The organism is Pigmentiphaga litoralis (assembly GCF_014651835.1).
GTDB lineage: Bacteria > Pseudomonadota > Gammaproteobacteria > Burkholderiales > Burkholderiaceae_B > Pigmentiphaga > Pigmentiphaga litoralis.
In genome coordinates this window covers 1,791,446-1,812,458 of the sequence record NZ_BMXQ01000001.1, presented here as the reverse complement: position 1 = coordinate 1,812,458, position 21,013 = coordinate 1,791,446, and the positions used below count along the sequence as shown (strand labels likewise).

At 63.3% G+C, this 21,013-nt stretch carries 17 protein-coding genes; 12 read left to right on the top strand and 5 right to left on the bottom strand.

Annotated features, from left to right (window positions below; genetic code table 11):
- The first annotated feature begins 31 nt into the window (after positions 1-31).
- The 7 genes from IE116_RS07995 to IE116_RS07965 all read left to right on the top strand — a co-directional run bounded on the left by IE116_RS07995 (position 32) and on the right by IE116_RS07965 (position 6,430).
- Positions 32-1,228, top strand: a complete 1,197-nt coding sequence (locus IE116_RS07995) for an ABC transporter substrate-binding protein (RefSeq protein WP_189611351.1) — start codon at positions 32-34, stop codon at positions 1,226-1,228.
- 28 nt (positions 1,229-1,256) lie between these two features.
- Entirely contained in the window at positions 1,257-2,120 is an 864-nt protein-coding gene (locus IE116_RS07990) for a branched-chain amino acid ABC transporter permease (RefSeq protein WP_189614514.1), read from the top strand.
- Positions 2,117-3,184, top strand: coding sequence for a branched-chain amino acid ABC transporter permease (locus tag IE116_RS07985; RefSeq protein WP_189611349.1), 1,068 nt, complete (start codon positions 2,117-2,119; stop codon positions 3,182-3,184). Before IE116_RS07990 ends, IE116_RS07985 begins: the two co-directional genes overlap by 4 nt.
- Positions 3,181-3,933 carry an ABC transporter ATP-binding protein gene (locus IE116_RS07980; protein ID WP_189611347.1) on the top strand — a complete coding sequence of 251 codons (753 nt, stop codon included), beginning with the start codon at positions 3,181-3,183 and terminating at the stop codon, positions 3,931-3,933. Before IE116_RS07985 ends, IE116_RS07980 begins: the two co-directional genes overlap by 4 nt.
- Positions 3,930-4,634: an ABC transporter ATP-binding protein gene (locus IE116_RS07975; protein ID WP_189611345.1), complete on the top strand. Its 705-nt coding sequence runs from the start codon at positions 3,930-3,932 to the stop codon at positions 4,632-4,634. The genes IE116_RS07980 and IE116_RS07975 overlap by 4 nt, the downstream gene beginning before the upstream one ends.
- A 174-nt stretch (positions 4,635-4,808) precedes the next feature.
- Positions 4,809-5,135 carry a helix-turn-helix domain-containing protein gene (locus tag IE116_RS07970; RefSeq protein WP_189611343.1) on the top strand — a complete coding sequence of 109 codons (327 nt, stop codon included), beginning with the start codon at positions 4,809-4,811 and terminating at the stop codon, positions 5,133-5,135.
- Entirely contained in the window at positions 5,135-6,430 is a 1,296-nt protein-coding gene (locus tag IE116_RS07965; RefSeq protein WP_189611340.1) for a type II toxin-antitoxin system HipA family toxin, read from the top strand. The genes IE116_RS07970 and IE116_RS07965 overlap by 1 nt, the downstream gene beginning before the upstream one ends.
- An 82-nt stretch (positions 6,431-6,512) precedes the next feature.
- On the opposite strand, the gene IE116_RS07960 is transcribed toward IE116_RS07965, so the two are convergent.
- Both IE116_RS07960 and pepN read right to left on the bottom strand, forming a co-directional pair.
- A complete protein-coding gene (locus tag IE116_RS07960) occupies positions 6,513-7,529 on the bottom strand; it encodes a class 1 fructose-bisphosphatase (protein WP_189611338.1) in 1,017 nt (338 codons plus the stop codon).
- On the bottom strand, positions 7,526-10,231 hold the full coding sequence (pepN, locus tag IE116_RS07955; RefSeq protein WP_189611336.1) for an aminopeptidase N: 2,706 nt from the start codon (positions 10,229-10,231) through the stop codon (positions 7,526-7,528). The genes IE116_RS07960 and pepN overlap by 4 nt, the downstream gene beginning before the upstream one ends.
- Positions 10,232-10,428: 197 nt before the next feature.
- Between pepN and IE116_RS07950 the strand changes: the two genes are divergently transcribed.
- Positions 10,429-11,133 carry a DUF4136 domain-containing protein gene (locus IE116_RS07950; RefSeq protein ID WP_229828053.1) on the top strand — a complete coding sequence of 235 codons (705 nt, stop codon included), beginning with the start codon at positions 10,429-10,431 and terminating at the stop codon, positions 11,131-11,133.
- Between the two features lie 108 nt (positions 11,134-11,241).
- Here IE116_RS07950 and IE116_RS07945 read toward each other — a convergent pair whose 3' ends face one another.
- Together IE116_RS07945 and IE116_RS07940 are read right to left on the bottom strand one after the other, a co-directional pair.
- Positions 11,242-11,868, bottom strand: a complete 627-nt coding sequence (locus IE116_RS07945) for a TetR family transcriptional regulator (RefSeq protein ID WP_189611335.1) — start codon at positions 11,866-11,868, stop codon at positions 11,242-11,244.
- 487 nt (positions 11,869-12,355) lie between these two features.
- Positions 12,356-12,718: an H-NS histone family protein gene (locus IE116_RS07940; RefSeq protein ID WP_189611332.1), complete on the bottom strand. Its 363-nt coding sequence runs from the start codon at positions 12,716-12,718 to the stop codon at positions 12,356-12,358.
- Positions 12,719-13,089: 371 nt separating this feature from the next.
- Here IE116_RS07940 and IE116_RS07935 point away from each other — a divergent pair, with 371 nt between their 5' ends.
- A complete protein-coding gene (locus tag IE116_RS07935) occupies positions 13,090-13,641 on the top strand; it encodes a YaeQ family protein (protein ID WP_189614512.1) in 552 nt (183 codons plus the stop codon).
- A 238-nt stretch (positions 13,642-13,879) separates the two neighbouring features.
- The gene (locus tag IE116_RS07930) at positions 13,880-15,133 is read left to right on the top strand and encodes a class I SAM-dependent methyltransferase (protein WP_189611330.1); all 1,254 of its coding nucleotides are present in this window, start codon (positions 13,880-13,882) and stop codon (positions 15,131-15,133) included.
- A 43-nt stretch (positions 15,134-15,176) separates the two neighbouring features.
- Here IE116_RS07930 and ypfJ read toward each other — a convergent pair whose 3' ends face one another.
- Entirely contained in the window at positions 15,177-16,040 is an 864-nt protein-coding gene (ypfJ, locus tag IE116_RS07925; RefSeq protein WP_189611328.1) for a KPN_02809 family neutral zinc metallopeptidase, read from the bottom strand.
- 498 nt (positions 16,041-16,538) lie between these two features.
- Between ypfJ and IE116_RS07920 the strand changes: the two genes are divergently transcribed.
- Together IE116_RS07920 and IE116_RS07915 are read left to right on the top strand one after the other, a co-directional pair.
- A complete protein-coding gene (locus IE116_RS07920) occupies positions 16,539-17,786 on the top strand; it encodes an efflux RND transporter periplasmic adaptor subunit (RefSeq protein ID WP_189611326.1) in 1,248 nt (415 codons plus the stop codon).
- Positions 17,787-17,838: 52 nt separating this feature from the next.
- The gene (locus IE116_RS07915) at positions 17,839-21,012 is read left to right on the top strand and encodes an efflux RND transporter permease subunit (RefSeq protein ID WP_189611324.1); all 3,174 of its coding nucleotides are present in this window, start codon (positions 17,839-17,841) and stop codon (positions 21,010-21,012) included.
- The last annotated feature ends 1 nt before the right edge of the window (position 21,013 follow it).

Genomic DNA, 21,013 nt, shown 5'->3' with positions numbered 1-21,013 from the left:
CGGTAGGCGGAACATTTGCAATGGAGCTGATATGGTGATCAAGAGCAAGCTGGCAGCGTGGCTGGCATGTGCATCCGCAGTGGGATTGGCCGCGGCCGGCGTCACGGCGCATGCCGCCGATGACACACTGCGGATTGGCGTCATTGCCTCGTACTCCGGCCCGTATGCGGACTACGGCAAGCAGTTCGACAACGGCATCGCCATCTGGCTGAAGGAACACGGCGGCAAGCTTGCCGGCCGCAAGGTCGAGATCATCAAGAAGGACACGGCGGGCGCCGCGCCCGACCTGGCCAAACGCTTCGCGCAAGAACTGGTGGTGCGCAACAAGGTCAACTTCCTGGCCGGTATCGACTTCAGTCCCAACGCGTACGCCGTGGGCGCCGTGGCTGCAGAAGCCAAGATCCCGACCATCGTCATGAACGCCGCGTCGTCGGCCATCACGACACGGTCACCCTATGCGGCGCGCACGTCGTTCACGGTGCAACAGGTGTCCGCGCCCATGGCGCAGTGGGCCCTCAAGAACGGCATCAAAGAGGTGTACACCGTCGTGGCCGATTACGCGTCGGGGGTCGATGCCGAAAGCGCCTTCAAGAAAGCGTTCACGGCGGGCGGCGGCAAGATCGTGAACTCGGTCCGCACGCCCATGAACAACCCGGACTTTTCGGCCTACGTCCAGCGCATCAAGGACGACAAGCCGCAAGCCGTCTTCATCTTCTTTCCGTCGGGCGTGCAGCCGCCTGCCTTCCTGAAAGCCTTCAAGGAACGCGGCCTGGAAGAAGCCGGCATCAAGCTCATCGCCACCGGCGAAGCAACCGATGACAGCTACCTGGAAGCAACCGGCGACGTGGCCCTGGGCCTGGTCACCAGCCACCACTATTCGTACGCCCATGCGTCCCCCAAGAACCAGAAGTTCGTAAAGGACTTCAGCACGCAATTCGGCGACAAGCTGCGGCCCAGCTACTTTGCCGTGGCCGCCTATGACGGCATGGCCGCGCTCGACGCCGCCCTGGCCAAGACCAAGGGTGACGTGAATGGCGACAAGGTGATGGAAGCGCTCAAGGGCGTGGCGTTTGAAAGCCCGCGCGGCCCGATCGCCATCGACCCGGCCACGCGCGACATCGTGCAGACCGTCTACATCCGCCGTGTCGAGAAGGTCAACGGCAAGCTGGTGAACGTCGAGTTCGATCAGTTCGACAAGGTCAAAGACCCCGAGAAAGAAGCCCCTTGAACCGGTGGATGGCGGAGCGCACACGATGATGTCGGTCGGTTTGGGCATCCTGTTTGACGGACTGGCCTATGGGATGCTGCTGTTTCTGATCAGCATCGGGCTGTCCGTCACCATGGGGTTGATGGGGTTCGTGAATCTGGCCCATGGCGCCTTCGCAATGTTCGGAGGCTACCTGGCCACGGTGCTGATGCAGCAGGCGGGGTGGCCGTTCCTGGCGACGCTGCCGGCGGCCTTTGTGGTCGTCGCGCTGGCCAGCGTGGTGGTCGAACGCGTGCTGTATCGCCGCCTGTACCGGCGCGGGCCGCTGGACCAGGTGCTGTTCACCATCGGCCTGACCTTCATGGCGGTGGCCGGGATCACGTGGATGTTCGGGCCCAGCCAGCAGCCGGTGGTGCTGCCCGACTTCCTGCAAGGGCAGACGCGGCTGATGGGGCTGGACTTCGGCATCTATCGCCTGTTCCTGATCGCCGTGGGCGTGGCGGTGACGGCGGCCGTGGTCCTGGGTATCGAACGCACGCGTTTCGGCGCCATGGTGCGCGCCGCGGTCGACAACCCCGTCATGGCCACCGGCCTGGGCATCAACGTGGGCGGCGTGTTCGCAGTCGCCTTTGCGCTGGGCAGCGGCCTGGCCGGGCTGGGTGGCGCGCTCGGCATCCAGATCCTGGGACTCGATCCGTCCTTTCCGCTCAAGTACCTGGTGTTCTTCCTGATCGTGGTGTCGGTGGGCGGCCTCGGGTCCGTCAGCGGCACTTTGCTGGCCGCCTGTCTGGTTGGTGTCTTCGACGTTTTCGGCAAGTACTACCTGCCGCAGGTCGGAGCCTTCATCATCTACGCCGTGATGGTCGGACTGCTGATGTGGCGGCCGAACGGCTTGCTGGGGAAACGTGCATGACGACGGTGTCCACACCCGGCGCAACACCTGCGGCATCCGCCAAGCCACAGGCCGCGACATTCAGCCCGCTGCCCGGCAGGCCCCACGGATGGCTGCGTCGGCGCGGCTGGGAAATCGTGCTCTGGCTCGCGCTGCCTGCGCTGGTGTTCCTGCTGTTTCCTGACTATCTGGTGCTGGCCAGCCAGGTGTCGGCGGCGGCGCTGTTTGCGCTGTCGCTGGACCTGCTGATCGGTTATGCGGGCCTGCTGTCCCTGGGGCACGCTGCGTTCTTCGGCCTGGGCGCCTATACGGCCGGCTTGCTGTCGACGCATGGCTGGACCGAGCCCTTCAGCGGCCTGGCGGCTGCGGGCCTGGCCGCGGGCTTGCTCGGCTTTCTGACCGGTTTCGTGGTGGTACGCGTGCGGCATCTGGCGCAGCTGATGGTCACCCTGGGGATAGGCCTGTTGATCTTTGAAGGCGCAAGCCGCCTGCGCGAGGTGACTGGCGGCGACGACGGCCTGCAAGGCATGGTCATCGCGCCGCTGTTCGGCCTGTTGCCCTTCGACTTGTATGGACACACCGCGTTCGCCTACGCCTTTGGCGTGCTGCTGGCCTGTTTCATCGTGCTGACGCGCATCATCGATTCGCCCTTTGGACTGGCGTTGCAGGGCCTGCGTGACAACCCGCAGCGCATGGCGGCCATCGGCACGCCCGGCAGCGCGCGGCTGCGCAAGGCCTACACGATCGCCGCGATCTTTGCGGGCATCGCAGGGGGACTGCTGGCCCAGACCACGCAGTTCGTCGCCCTGGAAACGCTCAGCTTCACCCTGTCGGCCGAAGTGCTCATCATGCTGGTGCTGGGCGGCGCCGGTCATCGTTACGGCGGACTGGTGGGCGCGGCCGTCTTCATGATCGCGCGCGACATGCTGTCCGACATCAATCCTGAATATTGGCAGCTGGGTATCGGCGCCGTCATGGTGTTGGTGGTGCTGTTTGCGCCGGGTGGCGTGTTGGGAGGCTTGCGGGGATTGAAGGAGTGGGCCGCATCACGCACCTCGGCTGCCTCCCCGGAGGTCCGGCCATGACCCTCGCGCTTCAAACCACTGGCCTGACCAAGTCCTTTGGTTCTCTGAAGGTCACCCAGTCCGTCGACTTTGCGCTGCCCGCGGGCGCCCGGCACGCCTTGATCGGCCCCAACGGCGCCGGCAAGACGACCTTCATCAATCTGCTGACGGGCGCCTTGCCGCCGTCGGCAGGGCGCATCGAGCTGCTGGGCGAAGACATCACGTCCTTGCGCCCCGACCAGCGCGTCAAGCGGGGCCTGGTCCGGACCTTCCAGATCAACTCGCTGTTCCCGCAACTGACGCCGCACCAGTCGGTCACGCTGGCGATCTGCGAGCGCGACGGCGTGACCGGGCAATGGTGGCGGCGCACGGGCGCCTACACCGCCGCGCTGGATGAGGCGTCGGCCATCCTGGCGCAGCTGCGGCTGGCCGCGGTCGCACATACCCCGACGCGCATGCTGCCGTATGGCCAGCAACGCATTCTGGAAGTTGCCGTGTCGCTGGCCTTGCGGCCGCGCGTGCTGCTGCTGGACGAGCCCGCTGCCGGCATTCCGTCATCCGAAAGCGCCGAGCTGTTCGAGGTCATCGGCAACCTGCCGGCCGACATGGCGCTGCTTTTCATCGAACATGACATGCACCTGGTTTTTCGTTTCGCCACCCGCATCACCGTGCTGGTCGCGGGCGCGGTCATGGCGGAAGGCACCCCCGAAGACATTGCCGCGAACCCCGACGTCAAGACGGTGTACCTGGGCAAAGGAGGGCGGCGATGAGCGCAGCGTTATTGGAGTTGGAACGGGTCAGCGCCGGCTACGACCGCGCCACCGTCCTGGAAGACCTGAGCCTGACCGTGCACGAAGGCGAAAGCCTGGCGCTGCTGGGCCGCAATGGCGTTGGCAAGACCACGCTCATCTCCACCATCATGGGCGCCACGGTCATGCGGGGCGGCACGGTGCGCTGGCGTGGCGCGGACCTGGCCCGTGTCGCACCGCATCGCCGCGCAGGCCTGGGCATTGGCTGGGTCGCGCAGGAACGCTGGATCTTTCCGTCATTGACCGTGAAGGAAAACCTGCTGACTACCGCGCGCGGCGGAGCGTGGACGCTGGACAGGATCCATCGGTTGTTCCCCCGCATCCAGGAGCGTCAGCACAATCTTGGCAACCAGCTGTCGGGCGGCGAACAGCAGATGCTTGCGATTGCCCGCGCGCTCATGCTCGACCCAAGGCTGCTGTTGCTGGACGAGCCCCTGGAAGGCCTGGCGCCCGTGATTGTTGATGAACTGGTGTCCGCCATTACGGCCATGTGCGCCACCGGCGACATGACGGTGGTCCTGGTCGAGCAGCACGCCCACGTTGCGCTAGGGCTGACAAGAAAAGCGGTGGTCATGGACCGCGGCCGCATCGTGTTCGAGGGCGACAACGCAAGCCTGCTGGACGATGACGCGCGGCTGGAACGGTTGATCGGGCTGGGGTGATAAAAAATTATTAAAGTTCTGTCGAGAGCGCTTAACTGGTCTAAACGTTCCAGTTGGAGCTTTTAAAGCGTGGGGTGTGGTTTTCAGGTAGAATCGTGTGCATAGCAAGTGCCGGTTCGCGTGCAAGTTCGCTGCACGCTATTCACCGGCGATCCGTACCCAGGATTCCGCACAATGGAACTACCCCTTCCCACACCCGTTGAACGCGCCCTGCGCAAACTTGGTGGGGATATCTCGCTGGCCCGCCGCCGTCGCCATATTTCGCAAGCCTCCCTGGCCGAACGTATGGGAGCATCGGTCTCTACCGTGCGCCGAATGGAGCAGGGCGATCCCCGCGTGCCAATTCACTTTTTTGCGCGGGCACTTCACGTTTTCGGTGAAATCCGTGCGCTGGAGGATGTGCTGGACACGCCCAACGACGACATTGGTCTGACGCTGATGGACGAGCAGGTACCCAAGCGCGTGCGACGCACGGCAGGTCATCGATCAGGCGCTTTGTGATGAGCACCGCCACGGCTGCCCTCCGTCGCCAAGTGCAGGTCTGCCTCGGCAAGGCCGACGCATCGCTGGGGACCTTGACCTACGTCAGGCAAGGCCGGCGGGAACACTGCGCCTTCGCGTACGACGCTGCCTGGTTGGCGAATACTGCCGGATTCAGCATATCGGCCGATCTTGCGTGGGTAGCGGGTCACCAGGCGCACAAGGCGGCATCGGCCCATGATTCCACCTTCCACGGCGCCTTTGCGGACACCGCGCCCGATGCCTGGGGGCGCCGTGTCATCGCTCGTGATCATGCCAAGCGTCGTCAACACGACGCCAGTCTGCCGGCGTTGACCGAACTCGATTACCTGCTTGCTGTTGACGATTTCAGTCGCGTCGGCGCACTGCGTCTGCATGATGGCGACCACGCTTGGCACCGCTCGGTACCCCAGGGTCGCCGCAACACACCCCCGCTGGTTGATCTTGGATGCATCTTCGAAGCCAGTCGCGCCGTCGAGCGTGGCCAGGAGACCGCTGAAGACCTTCGCTACCTTCAGGGCAAAGGGACGTCGCTGGGCGGGATGCGGCCCAAATGCACCGTCGTGGACGAAGACGGCTTTCTGGCCATCGGCAAATTCCCGAGCGTCAACGACACGCGCAGCGTCACTCGCGGTGAAGTGCTTGCCCTCAAGCTCGCGCATCAGGCCGGTATCGACGCAGCGGCCGCACGCGTCGTGACCTTGGCCGACGTACCGGTGGCCGTCATTCGCCGCTTTGACCGGGACGCCGACGACGCGCGCATTCCTTACCAGTCGGCAGCCTCGATGTTGCAGGCCTCGCGTGAGGACGAACGCAGCTACACCGAGATTGCCGATGCGATTCGCTCGGTGGGTTACGCGCCTGCAGAGGATGTCCGGCAGCTTTGGCGCCGGATGCTGTTCAACCTGTTGATTACCAATGTCGATGACCACCTGCAGAATCATGGCTTCCTGCATCGGGATCGTGGCCTTTGGCGACTGGCACCCGCATTCGATGTGAACCCGTTCCCCGACAAGGAGCGAGAGTCCAAGACCTGGCTGTCCGAACAAGACGGCCCCGTGACCGAAGTTGCCGTCTTGTTGGCCCGCGCGCCTTACTTCGGCCTGGACGACACCCAGGCGTTGAAGGTCATCGCCGACGTGGTCTTGGCGGTGAAGGGCTGGCGACAGATTGCCTGCAGTCGCGACGTAGGCTTGCGTGCGAGCGAACTCGAGGATTTCGCCCCGGCCTTTGAACACCCGCAGAGGGAAGCCGCCGAGGCGCTGCTTCGGCGCTGACCAGTCGGCCATTCCGGACAAAAAGCAAAAAACCCGGCGAAAGCCGGGTTTTTCATTGCACATCAGCGCAGACGACTGGCGATCAGCCCTTCGCTTCCACGTGGTACTTCGTCGCCAGGTCCACTTCAGTCTTGGATCCAAGGATCACGCTGACACGTTCGTGCAGTGCGCTGGGCTGGATGTCCAGGATGCGCTGCGTGCCGTTGGTGGCGGCGCCGCCGGCCTGCTCGACGAGCATGCTCATCGGGTTGGCTTCATACATCAGGCGCAGCTTGCCCGGCTTGCCGGGTTCGCGGGCATCCCACGGGTACAGGAACACGCCACCGCGGCTCAGGATCCGATGCACGTCGGCCACCATCGAGGCCACCCAGCGCATGTTGAAATCCTTGCCGCGCGGCCCGGTCTTGCCGGCCAGGCACTCGTCCACATACTGCTTCACGGGCGGGGCCCAGTGGCGCATGTTGGACATGTTGATCGCGAATTCCTTGGTGTCGGCCGGAATCTGGATGTCCGACTGCGTCAGCACCCATGAACCCAGTTCGCGGTCCAGCGTGAAGCTGTGCACGCCCGAACCCACCGTCAGCACCAGCATGGTCTGCGGACCATAGACGGCATAGCCGGCGGCGACCTGGCGGCTGCCCGCCTGCAGGAAGTCCTGTTCCGTGACCTCGCGGCCGGCGGCTTCGTCTGGCGCGCGCAGCACCGAGAAGATGGTGCCGATCGACACGTTCACGTCGATGTTGCTCGAGCCATCCAGGGGATCGAACAGCAGCAGGTATTCGCCCTTGGGGTAGCGATTCGGAATCAGGTGGATGGTCTCCATCTCTTCCGAGGCCATGGCCGCGAGGTGGCCGCCCCATTCGTTGGCTTCGAGCAGGATTTCGTTCGACAGCACGTCGAGCTTCTTCTGCACTTCGCCTTGCACGTTCTCGCTTTCCAGGCTGCCCAGGACGCCGCCAAGCGCGCCCTTGCCAACGGCATGACCGATCGCCTTGCAGGCGCGGGCGACGATTTCGATAAGGAGGCGGACTTCTGATGGCAGCGCGGCTTTCTCGCGTTGCTGCTCGATCAGGAACTGGGTGAGCGTCTTGCGCTTCATGCGGAAATCTCCAGGGCTTTTGAAACGATTTCAGTGACGTTGCGCGACAGCCCGGGATGATTGCGGACATCCTCGAGCGCCTGCTTCATCTGGGCGCTCAGCGCCGGCACGTAGCGGATCCAGCGATCCATGGCACGGGCCAGCCGCGCGGAAACTTCGGGGTTCAGGCGATCCAGGGCCAGCACCTGTTCGGCCCAGTAGCGGTAGCCGCTGCCGTCCGGACGGTGAAAGCCATAGGGATTGTTCAGGCAGAACTGGAACACCAGCGACCGCGCGCGGTTCGGATTGCGCAGCGTGAAGGCCGGATGCACCATCAGGCCATTGACGGTGTCGACATCGCTGTGGCGGCTCGTGGCCTGCAGCGTGAACCATTTGTCGACCGACAGGGGATCGCTCTGATAGCGCTCAAAGAAGTCCGCCAGGGCCGTATTGGCCGCCTCGCGGGGACCGAAGTTGACGAGCGCCGATAAGGCAGCCATGCGGTCGGTCATGTTCCGTGACGACGCGTATTGCTCGCGCACCTGCGCTTCGGCGTTCGGCGCGGCGCCGGCCAGCAGGAAAGCCAGCGCCAGGTTCTTCATGGCGCGTTTCCCGGCCGAAATTGGATCGGGGGAATATTCACCCGGCGTCTGGTTGGCATCAACGGCAGCCTGCCAGTCGGTGGCCAGGCGGCGGCCCAGTTCGGCGCGCAGATGGTCGCGCGCGGTCGCCAGGGCGATCGGGTCGACCTCGGTCATGCGTTCGGCCAGCGTCTTTTCGGCGGGCAGCGCCAGGGCGCGCGCACGGTAGGCGGCATCCAGGTCGGTTGCGGTCAGCACCGAGCGCCAGGCTTCGACAAAGCTGTCCGACAGGCTGGCAGGCTGGCCGCCGCGGACGGCGTCGGTCGCCGCCAGGATCTGGCGCGTGGCCAGTTGCTGGCCGGCTTCCCAACGGGCGAATGCGTTCGTGTCATGCGCCATCAGCAGGGCCAGTTCGGCATCGCTGAAGTCGTATTCCACGATCACCGGCGCTGAAAAGTCGCGCAGCAAGGACGGCACCGGACGGCTGGGAATGTCTTCGAACACCCACTCGGCGGTCTCGGTCGTCAGTTCCAGCAGGCAGCTGTCGGACGCGGCGGCGTCACTGCCCGCCAGCTTGAGCGGCAGCGCCTTGCCCTCGGCATCCAGCAGGCCCATGGCGAACGGAATGTGCAGCGGCGGCTTGACGGCGATGCCGGCCAGGCGCTCGACACCCACTGGTGCGCACGATTGCGTCAGGCGCAAGGTACACCGGCGCGTGGCGTCGTCGTAGCTCATGTCGACCTTGACGCGTGGCGTGCCGGCCTGGCTGTACCAGCGGCGGAAGACGCCCAGGTCGCGGCCCGGATGGGTCTTCTGGTAGACCGATTCCATGGCGGCCACGAAGTCATCGCAGGTGACGGCCTGGCCGTCATGGCGGCGGAAATATTCAGCCAGGCCTTCATTGAAGCCTTCGAGGCCAAGCAGCGTCTGCTGCATGCGGATGACTTCGGATCCTTTCTCGTACACGGTGGCCGTGTAGAAGTTGCCGATTTCCTGATAGCTTTCCGGGCGGATGGGGTGGGCCATCGGGCCTGCGTCTTCCGGAAACTGCGCGGCGCGCAGGGTCACCACGTCGTCGATCCGCTTGACGGTGCGCGCGCTGGCGGCGGCCGTGTCATCCAGTCCGGTCGCCATCATGTCGGCCGTGAATTCCTGGTCGCGGAACACCGTCAGCCCTTCTTTCAGGCTGAGCTGGAACCAGTCGCGGCAGGTCACGCGATTGCCGGTCCAGTTGTGGAAGTATTCGTGGCCGATCACGGCCTCGATCGCGCCATAGTTGGCGTCGGTGGCGCTGTCCGGGTCCGCCAGCACATAGGCGGCGTTGAACACGTTCAGGCCCTTGTTCTCCATCGCGCCCATATTGAAGTCGCGCGCCGCCACGATCATGAAGCGGTCAAGGTCCAGCTCGAGCGAAAAGCGGGTTTCGTCCCAACGCAGCGCGCGTTCCAGCGATTCCAGCGCAAACTGGGTCTTGTTTTCGTTGCCCGGGTCGCTATAGACCTGCAACAGCACTTCGCGGCCCGATTGCGTCTTGACGCGCGATTCACGCCACGTCAGCTTGCCTGCCACCAGCGCGAACAGGTAGCACGGCTTCATGAAGGGGTCTTCCCACTGCGCTTCGTGGCGGCCATCGGGCAGATCGGTCTGGCCGATCAGGTTGCCGTTGGACAGCAACACCGGAAATTCCGCCTTGGCCGCACGCAGGGTCACGGTAAAGCGCGACATGACGTCCGGACGGTCCGGGAAATAGGTGATGCGGCGAAAGCCTTCCGCCTCGCATTGGGTAAAGAACACGCCGCTCGACACATACAGACCCATCAGCGTCGAATTCGCCTGGGGCGAGCAGCGGTTGGCGATTTCCAGTTCCACCGTCTCGCCCAGCCCGTGGATCGTCAGCCCATGCTCACCGACTTCATAGCGCGACGCGTCCAGCAGTGCGCCATCGACCTTGATCGACACCAGCTCGAGTTCTTCGCCGTCGAGCACCAGGGGTGCGTTGGCTTCCTTGCGATGCAAGGACAGGCGCGACGTGACGAGCGTGCTGGCCGGATCCAGGTCGAAATCCAGATGCACCGCCGTGACCTCGAAGGGGTAGGGGCGGTAACTCTGACGGCTGATCGTGACGGGGGTATCGGTGCGCATAGGAATTCTTGGCCGGAGAAAATGACGGAGTCGGAAGGACAGGAATGCGAGTTGCGACGGTCGGATTGTACGGGCGGTGGACACGTAAACCCAGCCGCCTACGGTATCTGGCCGAGGCAATGAACCCGGGAGGATAATCCGGGTCAGAAGCCTATAGTAGTAAAAAACACGTTCCCGACTTTTCTCCGGAAGCAAATATGTCGATGTTCAAATGTAATTATTCGTCAGACACGGGCGCCGCGTTGCGGTCGTTGCGCCGGGGCGCCGGGTGGGCGGTCAAGCTGGGCGCCGTGCTGGTATTGGCGGGTTGCGCGTCGACGTTGCCAGCGCGGGTCACCACGTTCCAGCAGTGGCCGGCCGACGCGCCCGGGGCCAGCTATAAACTGACCCCCACCACCGATCAGCAGGACAGCCTGGAATACCGTCAATATGCCGATATGCTGCGCACGGCCATCAGCCCGGTCGGCATCGTTGAAGCCAGGCCCGGTGCGCAGGCCCGGTTCCTGATCACCATGACCTACGGCGTTGAACCCGTGCAGGTGCGAGTCGAGCGTCAGTACGACCCCTTCTATTCGCCCTGGGGGCCGTATGGTTACGGCTATGGCGGTTTCGGCGGCCGGCGGGGCGGTGGCTTCGGTTTCGGGGTGCCGTTTGGTGGCGCACCGTATCCCCAGACCTGGTCGTCCACCACGATGGACGCCTCACGCGCGTCGCTCAAGGTGGAAATTCGTGATGCCGCGCAAAACAATGCGAAGGTCTACGAGTCGACGGCGGTAAATACCGGCGCAGGTGGATCCTTGCCTGAAATCATGCCTTACCTGGTGCGGGCGATATTCGATCGTTTCCCGGACACCAACGGGCAGGTGCGGCAGGTCAATTACGAGATGGAAAACCGGCGTTAATCCAGACCATCCCGGGCGATTAATCAAGTGATGACACCCGGGACCCTGGCGCCGCCGTTGGCAGCAGGTAAGTAAAAGGCCCGACAGGATATCCTGCCGGGCCTTGTCTCATTCTGGCCGCGTCGTTTTCAGCCCGGCAATAAAGGTATCGACCATATTGGTGCCGACCACCGTCAGGTCGAACTCTTCAGGCGCCAGCAGCCAGTCCATCAATATGCCGTACAGCATGGCGTGGAATCCAATGGCGGCATGTCGGGGGTCGACTGCCTGCGACAATTGATCACGTGCCATGGCATTGCGGAACGCCGCTTCGTAGTGCGCCAGCGAGTTATTGCGGTCTTCGTGATGGCGACGCTGCAAGTCGATGGTTTCGGCCACATACTCGCATTTGAAAATCAGGATCTCACAGACGCGCCGGGCACTCGGGTCTTCACGGACCAGATTCAGCGTTTCGGTCGCGCTTTGGCGCAGCTGCCCCAGCGGGTCAGAGGTGCTGACGTCGCTACTGCGGCGCAGGCCTTCTTCCATGGGCGTCTTGACCCGCTGCACCATCGCATCGAGCAGGTCGATCTTGTTCTTGAAGTGCCAATAGATCGCGCCGCGCGTGACGTTGGCGGCCACCGCGATGTCCTGCAGCGACGTATGGGCGACGCCCTGCTCGCTGAAGATCTGTTCAGCCGTGGCAAGAATGCGCGCTCGTGTCTCGAGCGCCTCTTCCTTGGTCTTGCGTACCATGCGTTAAGCCTTGCCGCCCGATGCGACGGGGCGGATTCATGTCGTTTCCTGCAAACGGGCGCAGGAAGATAGCGCTGCAGCGGTGCTCCGGATCGGCCCTTGCGGTGTCCCGAAGCTCAAATATACATACGTGTATGTATGTAAATATAGCATGGAAAGCCCTTGTCCGAGTACGGTCTTGTGGGCCCCCGGGGCATTGGCTCTGCACTAAGAAGGCTTCATCCGAAAGCAGTAATTGCTGGCGGCATCTGAAGCCATGGTGAGCCCGGCATTGAATGATCGTCGCGAGGGCCTGGCAGAGGTGCCTATATATACGACGGTGCTGCGAAGGCTTGATGGCATAATCCGCCAGCGCCGCGCCTTTGCTCCAAGCCCTCGCTTCAAGCCCTTGCGTTGGCGGCCTTGCATAACAAAAGGCGCACCAAGGGTGCGCCTTTCGAGATCTGGACGCGTCTGCCGTCGATGGTGCACAGCAGGCGGAACCGGATCAGTCCTTGATCAGGAAGCTGTCGCGTTCGGCGCCCGATGCTTCTGCGGCAACCAGCCAGCGCGGCGGTTTGCCACGGCCCGTCCAGGTTTCACCGGTATCGGGATGACGGTATTTGGGAGCGACCTGGCGCACAGGCTTGGTCGCGCCCTTGGCTGCGGCGGGACGACCCGGGCTTTTGCGGGTAGTAGGGACTCCCTTGGCAATCGCGTTTTTCAGTTCATCGAGCGTGATCGAATAATCGTGCATCGAGCGGACGATGGAAGCGATGACCGGCTGCCGTTGCTTGACGCGGACGGACTCTGCCTTGTCCTGGAGCCTTTTGATCTGGGCCTGCAAGGCGAGGTAGGTTTCTTTGGGCATTTTTATCCGATGTAGTGGACACGCGCGTAACATGCGCCGAATGATGCGCCCGGGCGCAGACAGCAATCATTCAGTGCGGAGCGTGATGGGTATATGACAACGCGCTGACAGGTTCATCGCACGGCTGAAGCTGCATGGACCCGCAGGATGAACAGCAGCACGGAATAGCAGCACAAAACAGCAGTACATGAAACCGGGGCGTAAATGTCTGCATGCCGGTTTCTGCAGAATAGATAGTATTTAAGCCGCAAAGTTCAAGCATTGCAATCGATAAGAAAATATTTTGTCCTGTCGATTACTGCGTGAGTATCGGAAAGTATGTCAACCCTAAGACTTTCGCATCGGCCGAAGGTCCTCTGTGTAATGGATTTATGGCACTAGGTTCGGTGGTATATAAGGCAGCCCTGCAAGTGGCGGACATGGACAGGCACTACTATGCCGATCATGCACTGGTGCTGGCCCAGCATCCTTCCGAAACCTCGGAAAGAATGATGGTGCGGTTGCTGGCGTTCGCCCTTCACGCAAATGAATATCTGATATTCGGACAGGGATTGAGTAATGACGAAGAGCCGGATCTCTGGATTAAAGACCTGACCGGCGCAATACAGCTTTGGATTGAGGTCGGACTGCCTGACGAAAAATGGGTGCGGAAAGCCTGTTCCCGTGCCGATGAAGTCGTGGTCTATGCGTATGGCCGCACGGCTGACGCCTGGTGGGCGAAACATCGGGCCAAACTCGAACGCCTGGATAATCTGACGGTGTATCGCCTGCCGGTGGAGCAGTCACGCGATATCGGCCTGCTCGCAAAACGGTCCATGCAAGTCCAGTGCACGGTGCAGGATCAGGAAGCGTGGCTGACGGATGGTGACGCAGCCGTACGGGTTTTACGCGAGACCTTGACGCCCAGGCGCAAGGCGGGTTGAGGCGTAAAGCGTGGCACGCGGGCCGATGAGCCTTTGCCGTTGAGTTGTGTTTGCCCCTAAGCGCGTCAAGGATTTATACGTATTTGCCAAGGTGTCAGGCTTAAGATAATCGGTAAGTTGTTAGTGAGATTGATCAACGACGCGGCACGAGGACCTCCGGTCCGCCTTTGATCAGGTCGAGTGCCTTCCCCCCTCGGCTCGCTGGAACCCGGCGGCCGAAGCTACTCGGAATCATTGAATGAACGCGCTTTTATCCCATGCCGAGCGCCAGCTCGCCGCATTGCCTGTTCCTGTTCAAATCACTCTTCCCGATGGTGGCCGGCTCGGCCCCGACAGCGCCAAAGTCCGTTTCACTACCAAGACCCTTCGTTCCCTGTCCCACCTGGTTCGCGGCCGTGTCGGCGAACTGGGCGCCGACTATGTGGAAGGACGCATCGACATCGAAGGGACGATGCGTGACGTCATGGCGGCGGCGGCAGGCATGCTGCATGAATCGCCCATCACCGGCGGCAATCGCAACTGGTTTTCCGCGGTCGGCAAGCGTGGGGTGTCGATCATCCGGCATACCCGCGAGCACGATGCCCGTCAGATCGAATTCCATTACGACCTGTCCGAAGCCTTTTACGCGCTATGGCAGGATCCGCGCCGCGTGTATTCCTGCGCCTATTACCGCGAATCCGGCATGACCTTGGCGCAGGCGCAGGAAGCCAAACTGGATCACATCTGCCGCAAGCTTGACCTCAAGCCGGGCGAGCGTTTTCTGGATATCGGTGCAGGTTGGGGCGGTCTGTTGCTGTGGGCGGCGGAGCATTATGGGGTGGATGCCACCGGGATTACGCTTTCCCGCAATCAGTATGCGCACGTGACCCGGCTGATCGAGGAAAAGGGGCTGTCGGGCCGCGTGCGGATGTTGCTGGTCGATTATCGCGACTTGGATGAATCCCGCAGCTTCGACAAAATCGCGTCGGTCGGCATGTTCGAACATGTCGGACAGGTTTATCTCAAGAGCTATTTCGCAAAGATCCGCCGCCTGCTCAGGCCGGGCGGTCTGGTGCTCAATCACGGGATTACTGCCGGTGGTACGACCAATAGCCAGCTGGGCAGCGGCATGGGCGATTTCATCGAGAAGTACATATTTCCAGGTGGCGAATTGGTGCACGCCAGCAGGGTGCTCGAATCGCTGAGCGATGGCGGACTGGAAGCCGTTGATCTGGAAAACCTGCGGCCGCATTATGCGCGGACCTTATGGGCCTGGAGCGACAACCTGGAAGCGCGGCTCGACGACGCCTACCGGATCCTTGAGGGGAGCCGGGGTGCAAAGGCGGTGCGTGCCTACCGGCTATACCTGGCAGGCTGCGCGATGGCGTTCGAGCGCGGGTGGATTTCGTTGCAGCAGGTGCTTTGCCAGGTGCAGGCCAGCGTCAAGGGCGATGAGCTGGACGGCCCGCCGGGGCAGGCCTATCCCTTCCGCCGCGACTACATGTATCGCTGATGCCAAGACTGCCGCGCCGCGTGGCCGGGCGCGGCAAGTCAGGTCAGAGCTGGCGGGCGGCGAAGGTGTCGCACGCCTGCGGTTCGCCGCTTTCGAGACCGCGCTTGAACCAGCGGACACGCTGGGCCGAGCTGCCATGGGTGAACGCATCGGGCACGACCTGACCCTGCGATTTCTTCTGCAGCATGTCGTCGCCGATCGCCGTGGCGGCGTTCAGCGCGGATTCGACGTCGCCGGCTTCCAGGATGTGGCGGGTGCGGTTGGCGTGGTTGGCCCAGATGCCGGCATAGCAGTCGGCCTGCAGCTCCACCCGGACCGACAGGCGGTTGCCTTCGACTTCGCTCAGGCGCTGGCGCTCGCGGCTGACCTTGGCGGACACCCCGGTCAGGTTCTGCACGTGATGGCCAACTTCGTGGGCAATCACGTAGGCACGGGCAAAGTCGCCCGGCGCATTCAATTTGGTCTGCATGTCCTGGAAAAAGCTCATGTCCAGATAGACCTTGCTGTCGGCCGGGCAGTAGAACGGACCCATGGCAGATTGCCCCGTCCCGCAGGCGGTTTGTGTTGCACCGCGAAACAGCACCAGCTTGGGATCGACATAACTGGCATTGGCCGTCTTGAATATCTCTTTCCAGGTGTCTTCGGTATCGGCAAGGACAATGGACACGAAGCGGGCCTGGGCGTCGTCGGCAGGGGGCGCCTGGGCCGGGCCTTGCGGCGACTGGACGGACGTCTGGCCGCCACCGGCCATGTCCAGCACGACCCGGGGGTCGACGCCAAAGTAGGCGGCCACGAGGGCCAGGACAATGGTGCCGATACCGATGGACCCGCGGCCGATGAAGCCGCCTCCGCCGCCGCTGCGGCGATCTTCGACGTTGTTGCTTTCGCGTCCATTATCCAGGCGCATGGTGGGTGTCCTCGGGGCAAAGTCGCGGGGGCGACGATCAAGGCCTGGACTATAGCCCTTACGCGCCACCCTCAGGGCAGCGCGACGGGATTGGTTACCGCCGTCGCAATCGTTACACGAATCGCCCACTGCAACACGAACTTGGTACAGTGCAAAAAGCTCCACGCAGCCCGGTCCGGCCCGCGCCGTGTGCACACATCCCCGGCTGGATTGCAATATTCGGATCGCACTTTGCGTGCAGAATATTTTGCTGCCCAGGCTTACAAACATTCATGTATGTTTGTATACTGCTTCACCTCCCATGCAGGTCGTACGCTGCAACGCCGCAATTATCTAGTGAGGATTACCCTCATGCGCAGCGCGACGATAGCCGCTAGCCCGCCGTGTTCATGGCGTCGGGCCAACCGCGCATGGTGCGCTGCAGCAGGCGCGCTCCACCCCATCAGAGTTCCCTCCGGTCGCCTTCAGGCCCCGGACAGTCAATGCCAGAGGAAGACTATGCAACGCAACGGACGCCCACCCTATCTGTTAGGCGCAGTGTCGCTCGCCGCTGTTTTGGCGCTTGCCGCCTGCGGTAAAGGTAAGGAGGCGCCCGCAGCGGCCGCGCCGCCGCCGATGGAAGTGCCGACGATTACGATCGCGCCATCGCGCGAAGTGCTGACCAGCGAACTGCCAGGCCGCATCGAAGCCACCCGCGTTGCCGAGGTGCGCGCCCGGGTCGCCGGCGTGATCCTGCAGCGTGCGTTTGTCGAAGGCAGCGACGTCAAGGCCGGCCAGCTGCTGTTCCGTATCGACCCGGCGCCCTTCCAGGCCGACTACAACAGCGCCAAGGCCAACGTCGAACGCGACGAGGCCAACCTGTTCCAGACCAAGGCCCAGGCCGAACGGTATGAAACCCTGGTCAAGGCCAACGCGGTCAGCAAGCAGGAATACGACACCGCCGTGGCGGCCTTCAAGCAGGGTCAGGCCGCCGTGTCCGCCAGCAAGGCAGCGCTGGAGCGCGCCCGCCTCAGCCTGGACTACGCCACCGTCAAGGCGCCGATTTCCGGCCGCATCGGCCGGGCGCTGGTGACCGAAGGCGCGCTGGTCGGCCAGAGCGAAGTGACCCCGCTGGCGACCATTCAGCGGCTGGACCCGGTTTACGCCAACATCACGCAGTCGGTGGCCCAGCTGACCGAAATGCGCGCGGCGTTCGCCAGCGGCAAGATCAAGCGCGTCGCCGAAAACCAGGCGCGCGTGAATCTGTCGCTGGACGACGGTTCCAAATATGCGCTGTCCGGCAAGCTGCTGTTTTCCGACGTGACCGTCGATCCGACCACCGGTCAGGTCACGCTGCGCGCCGAATTCCCGAATCCCCAGAACGTGCTGCTGCCTGGCATGTATGTGCGCGTGCGCGTCGAACAGGGCGTGGACGAAGCCGCGATCACGGTGCCGCAGCAGGCGATCCAGCGCGGCACGGCGGGCGAAGCCTCGGTGTTCGTGGTGAATCCGGAAGGCAAGATCGAGCCGCGTCCGGTCAAGACCGGCGCCGCCCTGGGCGATCGCTGGCTGATCAGCTCGGGCCTGCAGGCCAACGACGTGGTCGTGGTGGCGGGCTTCCAGAAGCTGCGCCCCGGCGCCCAGGTCAAGCCGGTGCCGTGGAAGCCTGAAGCCGGCGCTGCGGCGGCCCCAAGCAGCGTTGCGCCCGCCCGTCCGGCAGCAACCCCGGCTGCAAGCCCAGCCGCTGCCCCAGGCACCAAATCTTGATCGGCGCCTGGCGGTTTGCCGGTCCTGAGCTTCTCTAAGAGAGTCACCAGACATGTCGCAATTTTTTATCAACCGGCCGATCTTTGCCTGGGTGGTCGCGTTATTCATCATCCTGGGGGGCATTCTGGCCATCCCCAGCCTGCCGATTTCGCAGTACCCGGCGGTGGCCCCGCCAAGTATCACGGTGTCGGCCATCTATCCGGGCGCATCGGCTGACACGGTCGACAAGAGCATCGTCTCGCTCATCGAAGATGAGCTGAACGGCGCCACCGGCATGCTGTACTTCGAATCGACCAGCACGACCGGTCAGGCCGAAATCAACGTGACCTTCGCCCCGGGCACCAATCCCGACCTGGCGGCCGTGGACGTCCAGAACCGGATCAAGCGGGTTGAATCGCGCCTGCCGCAGTCTGCGCAGCAGCAGGGTATCCGTGTTGAAAAGGCGAGCACCAACTTCCTGATGGTGGTCACGTTGTCGTCCAAAGAAGGCGACGTCGATGTAATCGAGCTCGGCGACTACCTGACGCGTAACGTGCTGAGCGAAATCCGGCGCGTACCCGGCATCGGCCGCGCACAGCTGTTCGCCTCGCAACGCGCGATGCGGGTCTGGATCGACCCGGTCAAGCTGCGCGGGTACAACCTGAGCGCCAGTGACGTGAACGCGGCCATTGCGGCGCAGAACGTCCAGGTGACGGCAGGCGCGATCGGTGATCAGCCCAGCCTGCCCAACCAGCAGATCAGCAGCACCATCATCGTCAAGGGCCAGCTGGTCACCGCCGAGGAATTCAGCGAGATCGTCCTGCGTGCCAACCCGGACGGCTCGACCGTGCGGGTGCGCGATGTGGCCCGTGTCGAGATCGGCGCGGAGTCCTATCAGTTCTCGTCGCGCCTGAATGGCAAGCCGACGGCCGCCATTGCCGTGCAGCTGTCGCCCGGCGCCAACGCGCTGTCGGCGGCAGATGGCGTGCAGGCCAAGCTGAAGGAACTGTCGGCACGCTTCCCGCAGAACTACGTGTACGCCACGCCGTACGACACCTCGCCGTTCGTGCGGGTGTCGATCGAAAAGGTGATCCACACCCTGCTTGAAGCCATGGTGCTGGTGTTCCTGGTGATGTTCCTCTTCCTGCAGAACATCCGCTACACGCTGATCCCGTCGATCGTCGTGCCGATCGCCTTGATGGGCACCTTCGCGGTGATGCTGGTGGCCGGGTTCTCGATCAACGTATTGACGATGTTCGGGATGGTGCTCGCGATCGGTATTCTGGTGGACGATGCGATCGTGGTGGTCGAAAACGTCGAGCGGATCATGGCGTCCGAGGGCCTGTCGCCCAAGGAAGCCACCAAGAAAGCCATGACGCAGATCAGCGGCGCCATTGTCGGTATCACGCTGGTGTTGACGGCCGTGTTCTTGCCGCTGGCCTTCATGGGCGGTTCCGTGGGCGTGATCTATCAGCAATTTTCGCTGTCGATGGCCGCGTCCATCCTGTTCTCGGGTTTCCTGGCGCTGTCGCTCACGCCGGCCTTGTGCGCCACGCTGCTCAAGCCGGTCAAGAAGGGCCATCACGACGAAAAGAAGGGCTTTTTCGGCTGGTTCAACCGCAAGTTCGACCGCACCACCGATGGCTATCAGAACGTGATCGGCCGCATGCTGGGCCGCACGGGCCTGTTCATGATCGTCTATGCCGGGATCGTCGCGATCCTGGTCTGGACCTTCATCAGCCTGCCGTCGTCCTTCCTGCCTGCGGAAGACCAGGGCTATCTGATTACCGACATCCAGACCCCGCCGGGCGCGTCCTTCAACCGGACCCGCGATGCCGTCGAACAGGTCGAGCAGCACTACCTGTCGCGTCCGTCGGTTGCCTCGATCATCACGATTCTGGGCTTCAGCTTCTCGGGACGTGGTCAGAACGCGGCGATCTCGTTCGCCACCTTCAAGGACTGGTCGGAACGCGGACCGGAGGAATCGGCTGCTGCCGAAGCCGGTCGTGGCACGGGCACATTCATGGGCCGCATCAAGGACGCCATGGCCTTCTCGGTGGTGCCGCCCGCGATCACGGAACTGGGTAACGCGACCGGTTTCGCGCTGCGCCTGCAGGATCGCGGTGGCCTGGGCCACGACGGCCTGCTGGCTGCCCGTAACCAGCTGATGGCTGCCGTGCCCAAGAGCCCGGTCCTGGCCTATGCCCGGGTCGAAGGCCTGGAAGACGCACCGCAGCTGCAACTGGTGATCGACCGTGTCAAGGCCAACGCCCTGGGCGTGACCTTCGGCGCGATCACGTCGACGCTGTCGACCACGCTGGGGTCGTCGGTGGTCAACGACTTCACCAACAACGGCCGGGTGCAGCGGGTGGTGGTCCAGGGCGAGCCGTACTCGCGCACGTCCGCCGACGACATCCTGAAGCTGAACGCGCCCAATACATCGGGTGGCGTGGTGCCGCTGTCGGCCTTTGCCAAGGTGGAATGGCAGAGTGGCCCGGTGCAGCTGGTCCGTTACAACGGCTACGGCGCCTACAAGATTTCGGGTGACGCCAAGCCGGGCTATTCCAGCGGTGAAGCCATGGCCGAAATGGAACGGCTGATCGGTGAACTGCCGCCAGGCATCGGCTACGAATGGACCGGCCAGTCGCTGCAGGAACGTGTGTCGGGCTCGCAAGTGCCTATCCTGCTGGGTCTGTCCTTGCTGGTGGTGTTCCTGGTGCTGGCCGCGCTGTATGAAAGCTGGTCGATCCCGGTCTCGGTGATGCTGGTGGTGCCGCTCGGTGTGATCGGCGCGGTGCTGGCCGTGACCTTGCGGGGCATGCCCAACGACGTGTTCTTCAAGGTGGGCCTGATCACCATCATTGGTCTGTCGGCAAAGAACGCGATTCTGATCGTGGAGTTTGCGAAAGACCTGTACGCCGAAGGCAAGGGCTTGGTCGAGTCGACGCTGGAAGCCTCGCGTCTGCGCTTCCGCCCGATTCTGATGACGTCGCTGGCGTTCATCCTGGGCGTGCTGCCGCTGGCGATTGCCACCGGCGCCAGCTCGGGCGCCCAGCGCGCCATCGGTACCGGCGTGATCGGCGGCATGATCTCGGCGACCATCCTTGCGGTGTTCTTCGTGCCGGTGTTCTTCGTGGTGACGCTGCGTCTGTTCAAGACGAAGCAGGGCAGCCTGCACCACGACAACGGCAACATTGACGACACCCCGCCCGCCCACGGCGCCGTCGTCAAGCATGAAGGGAATTGAT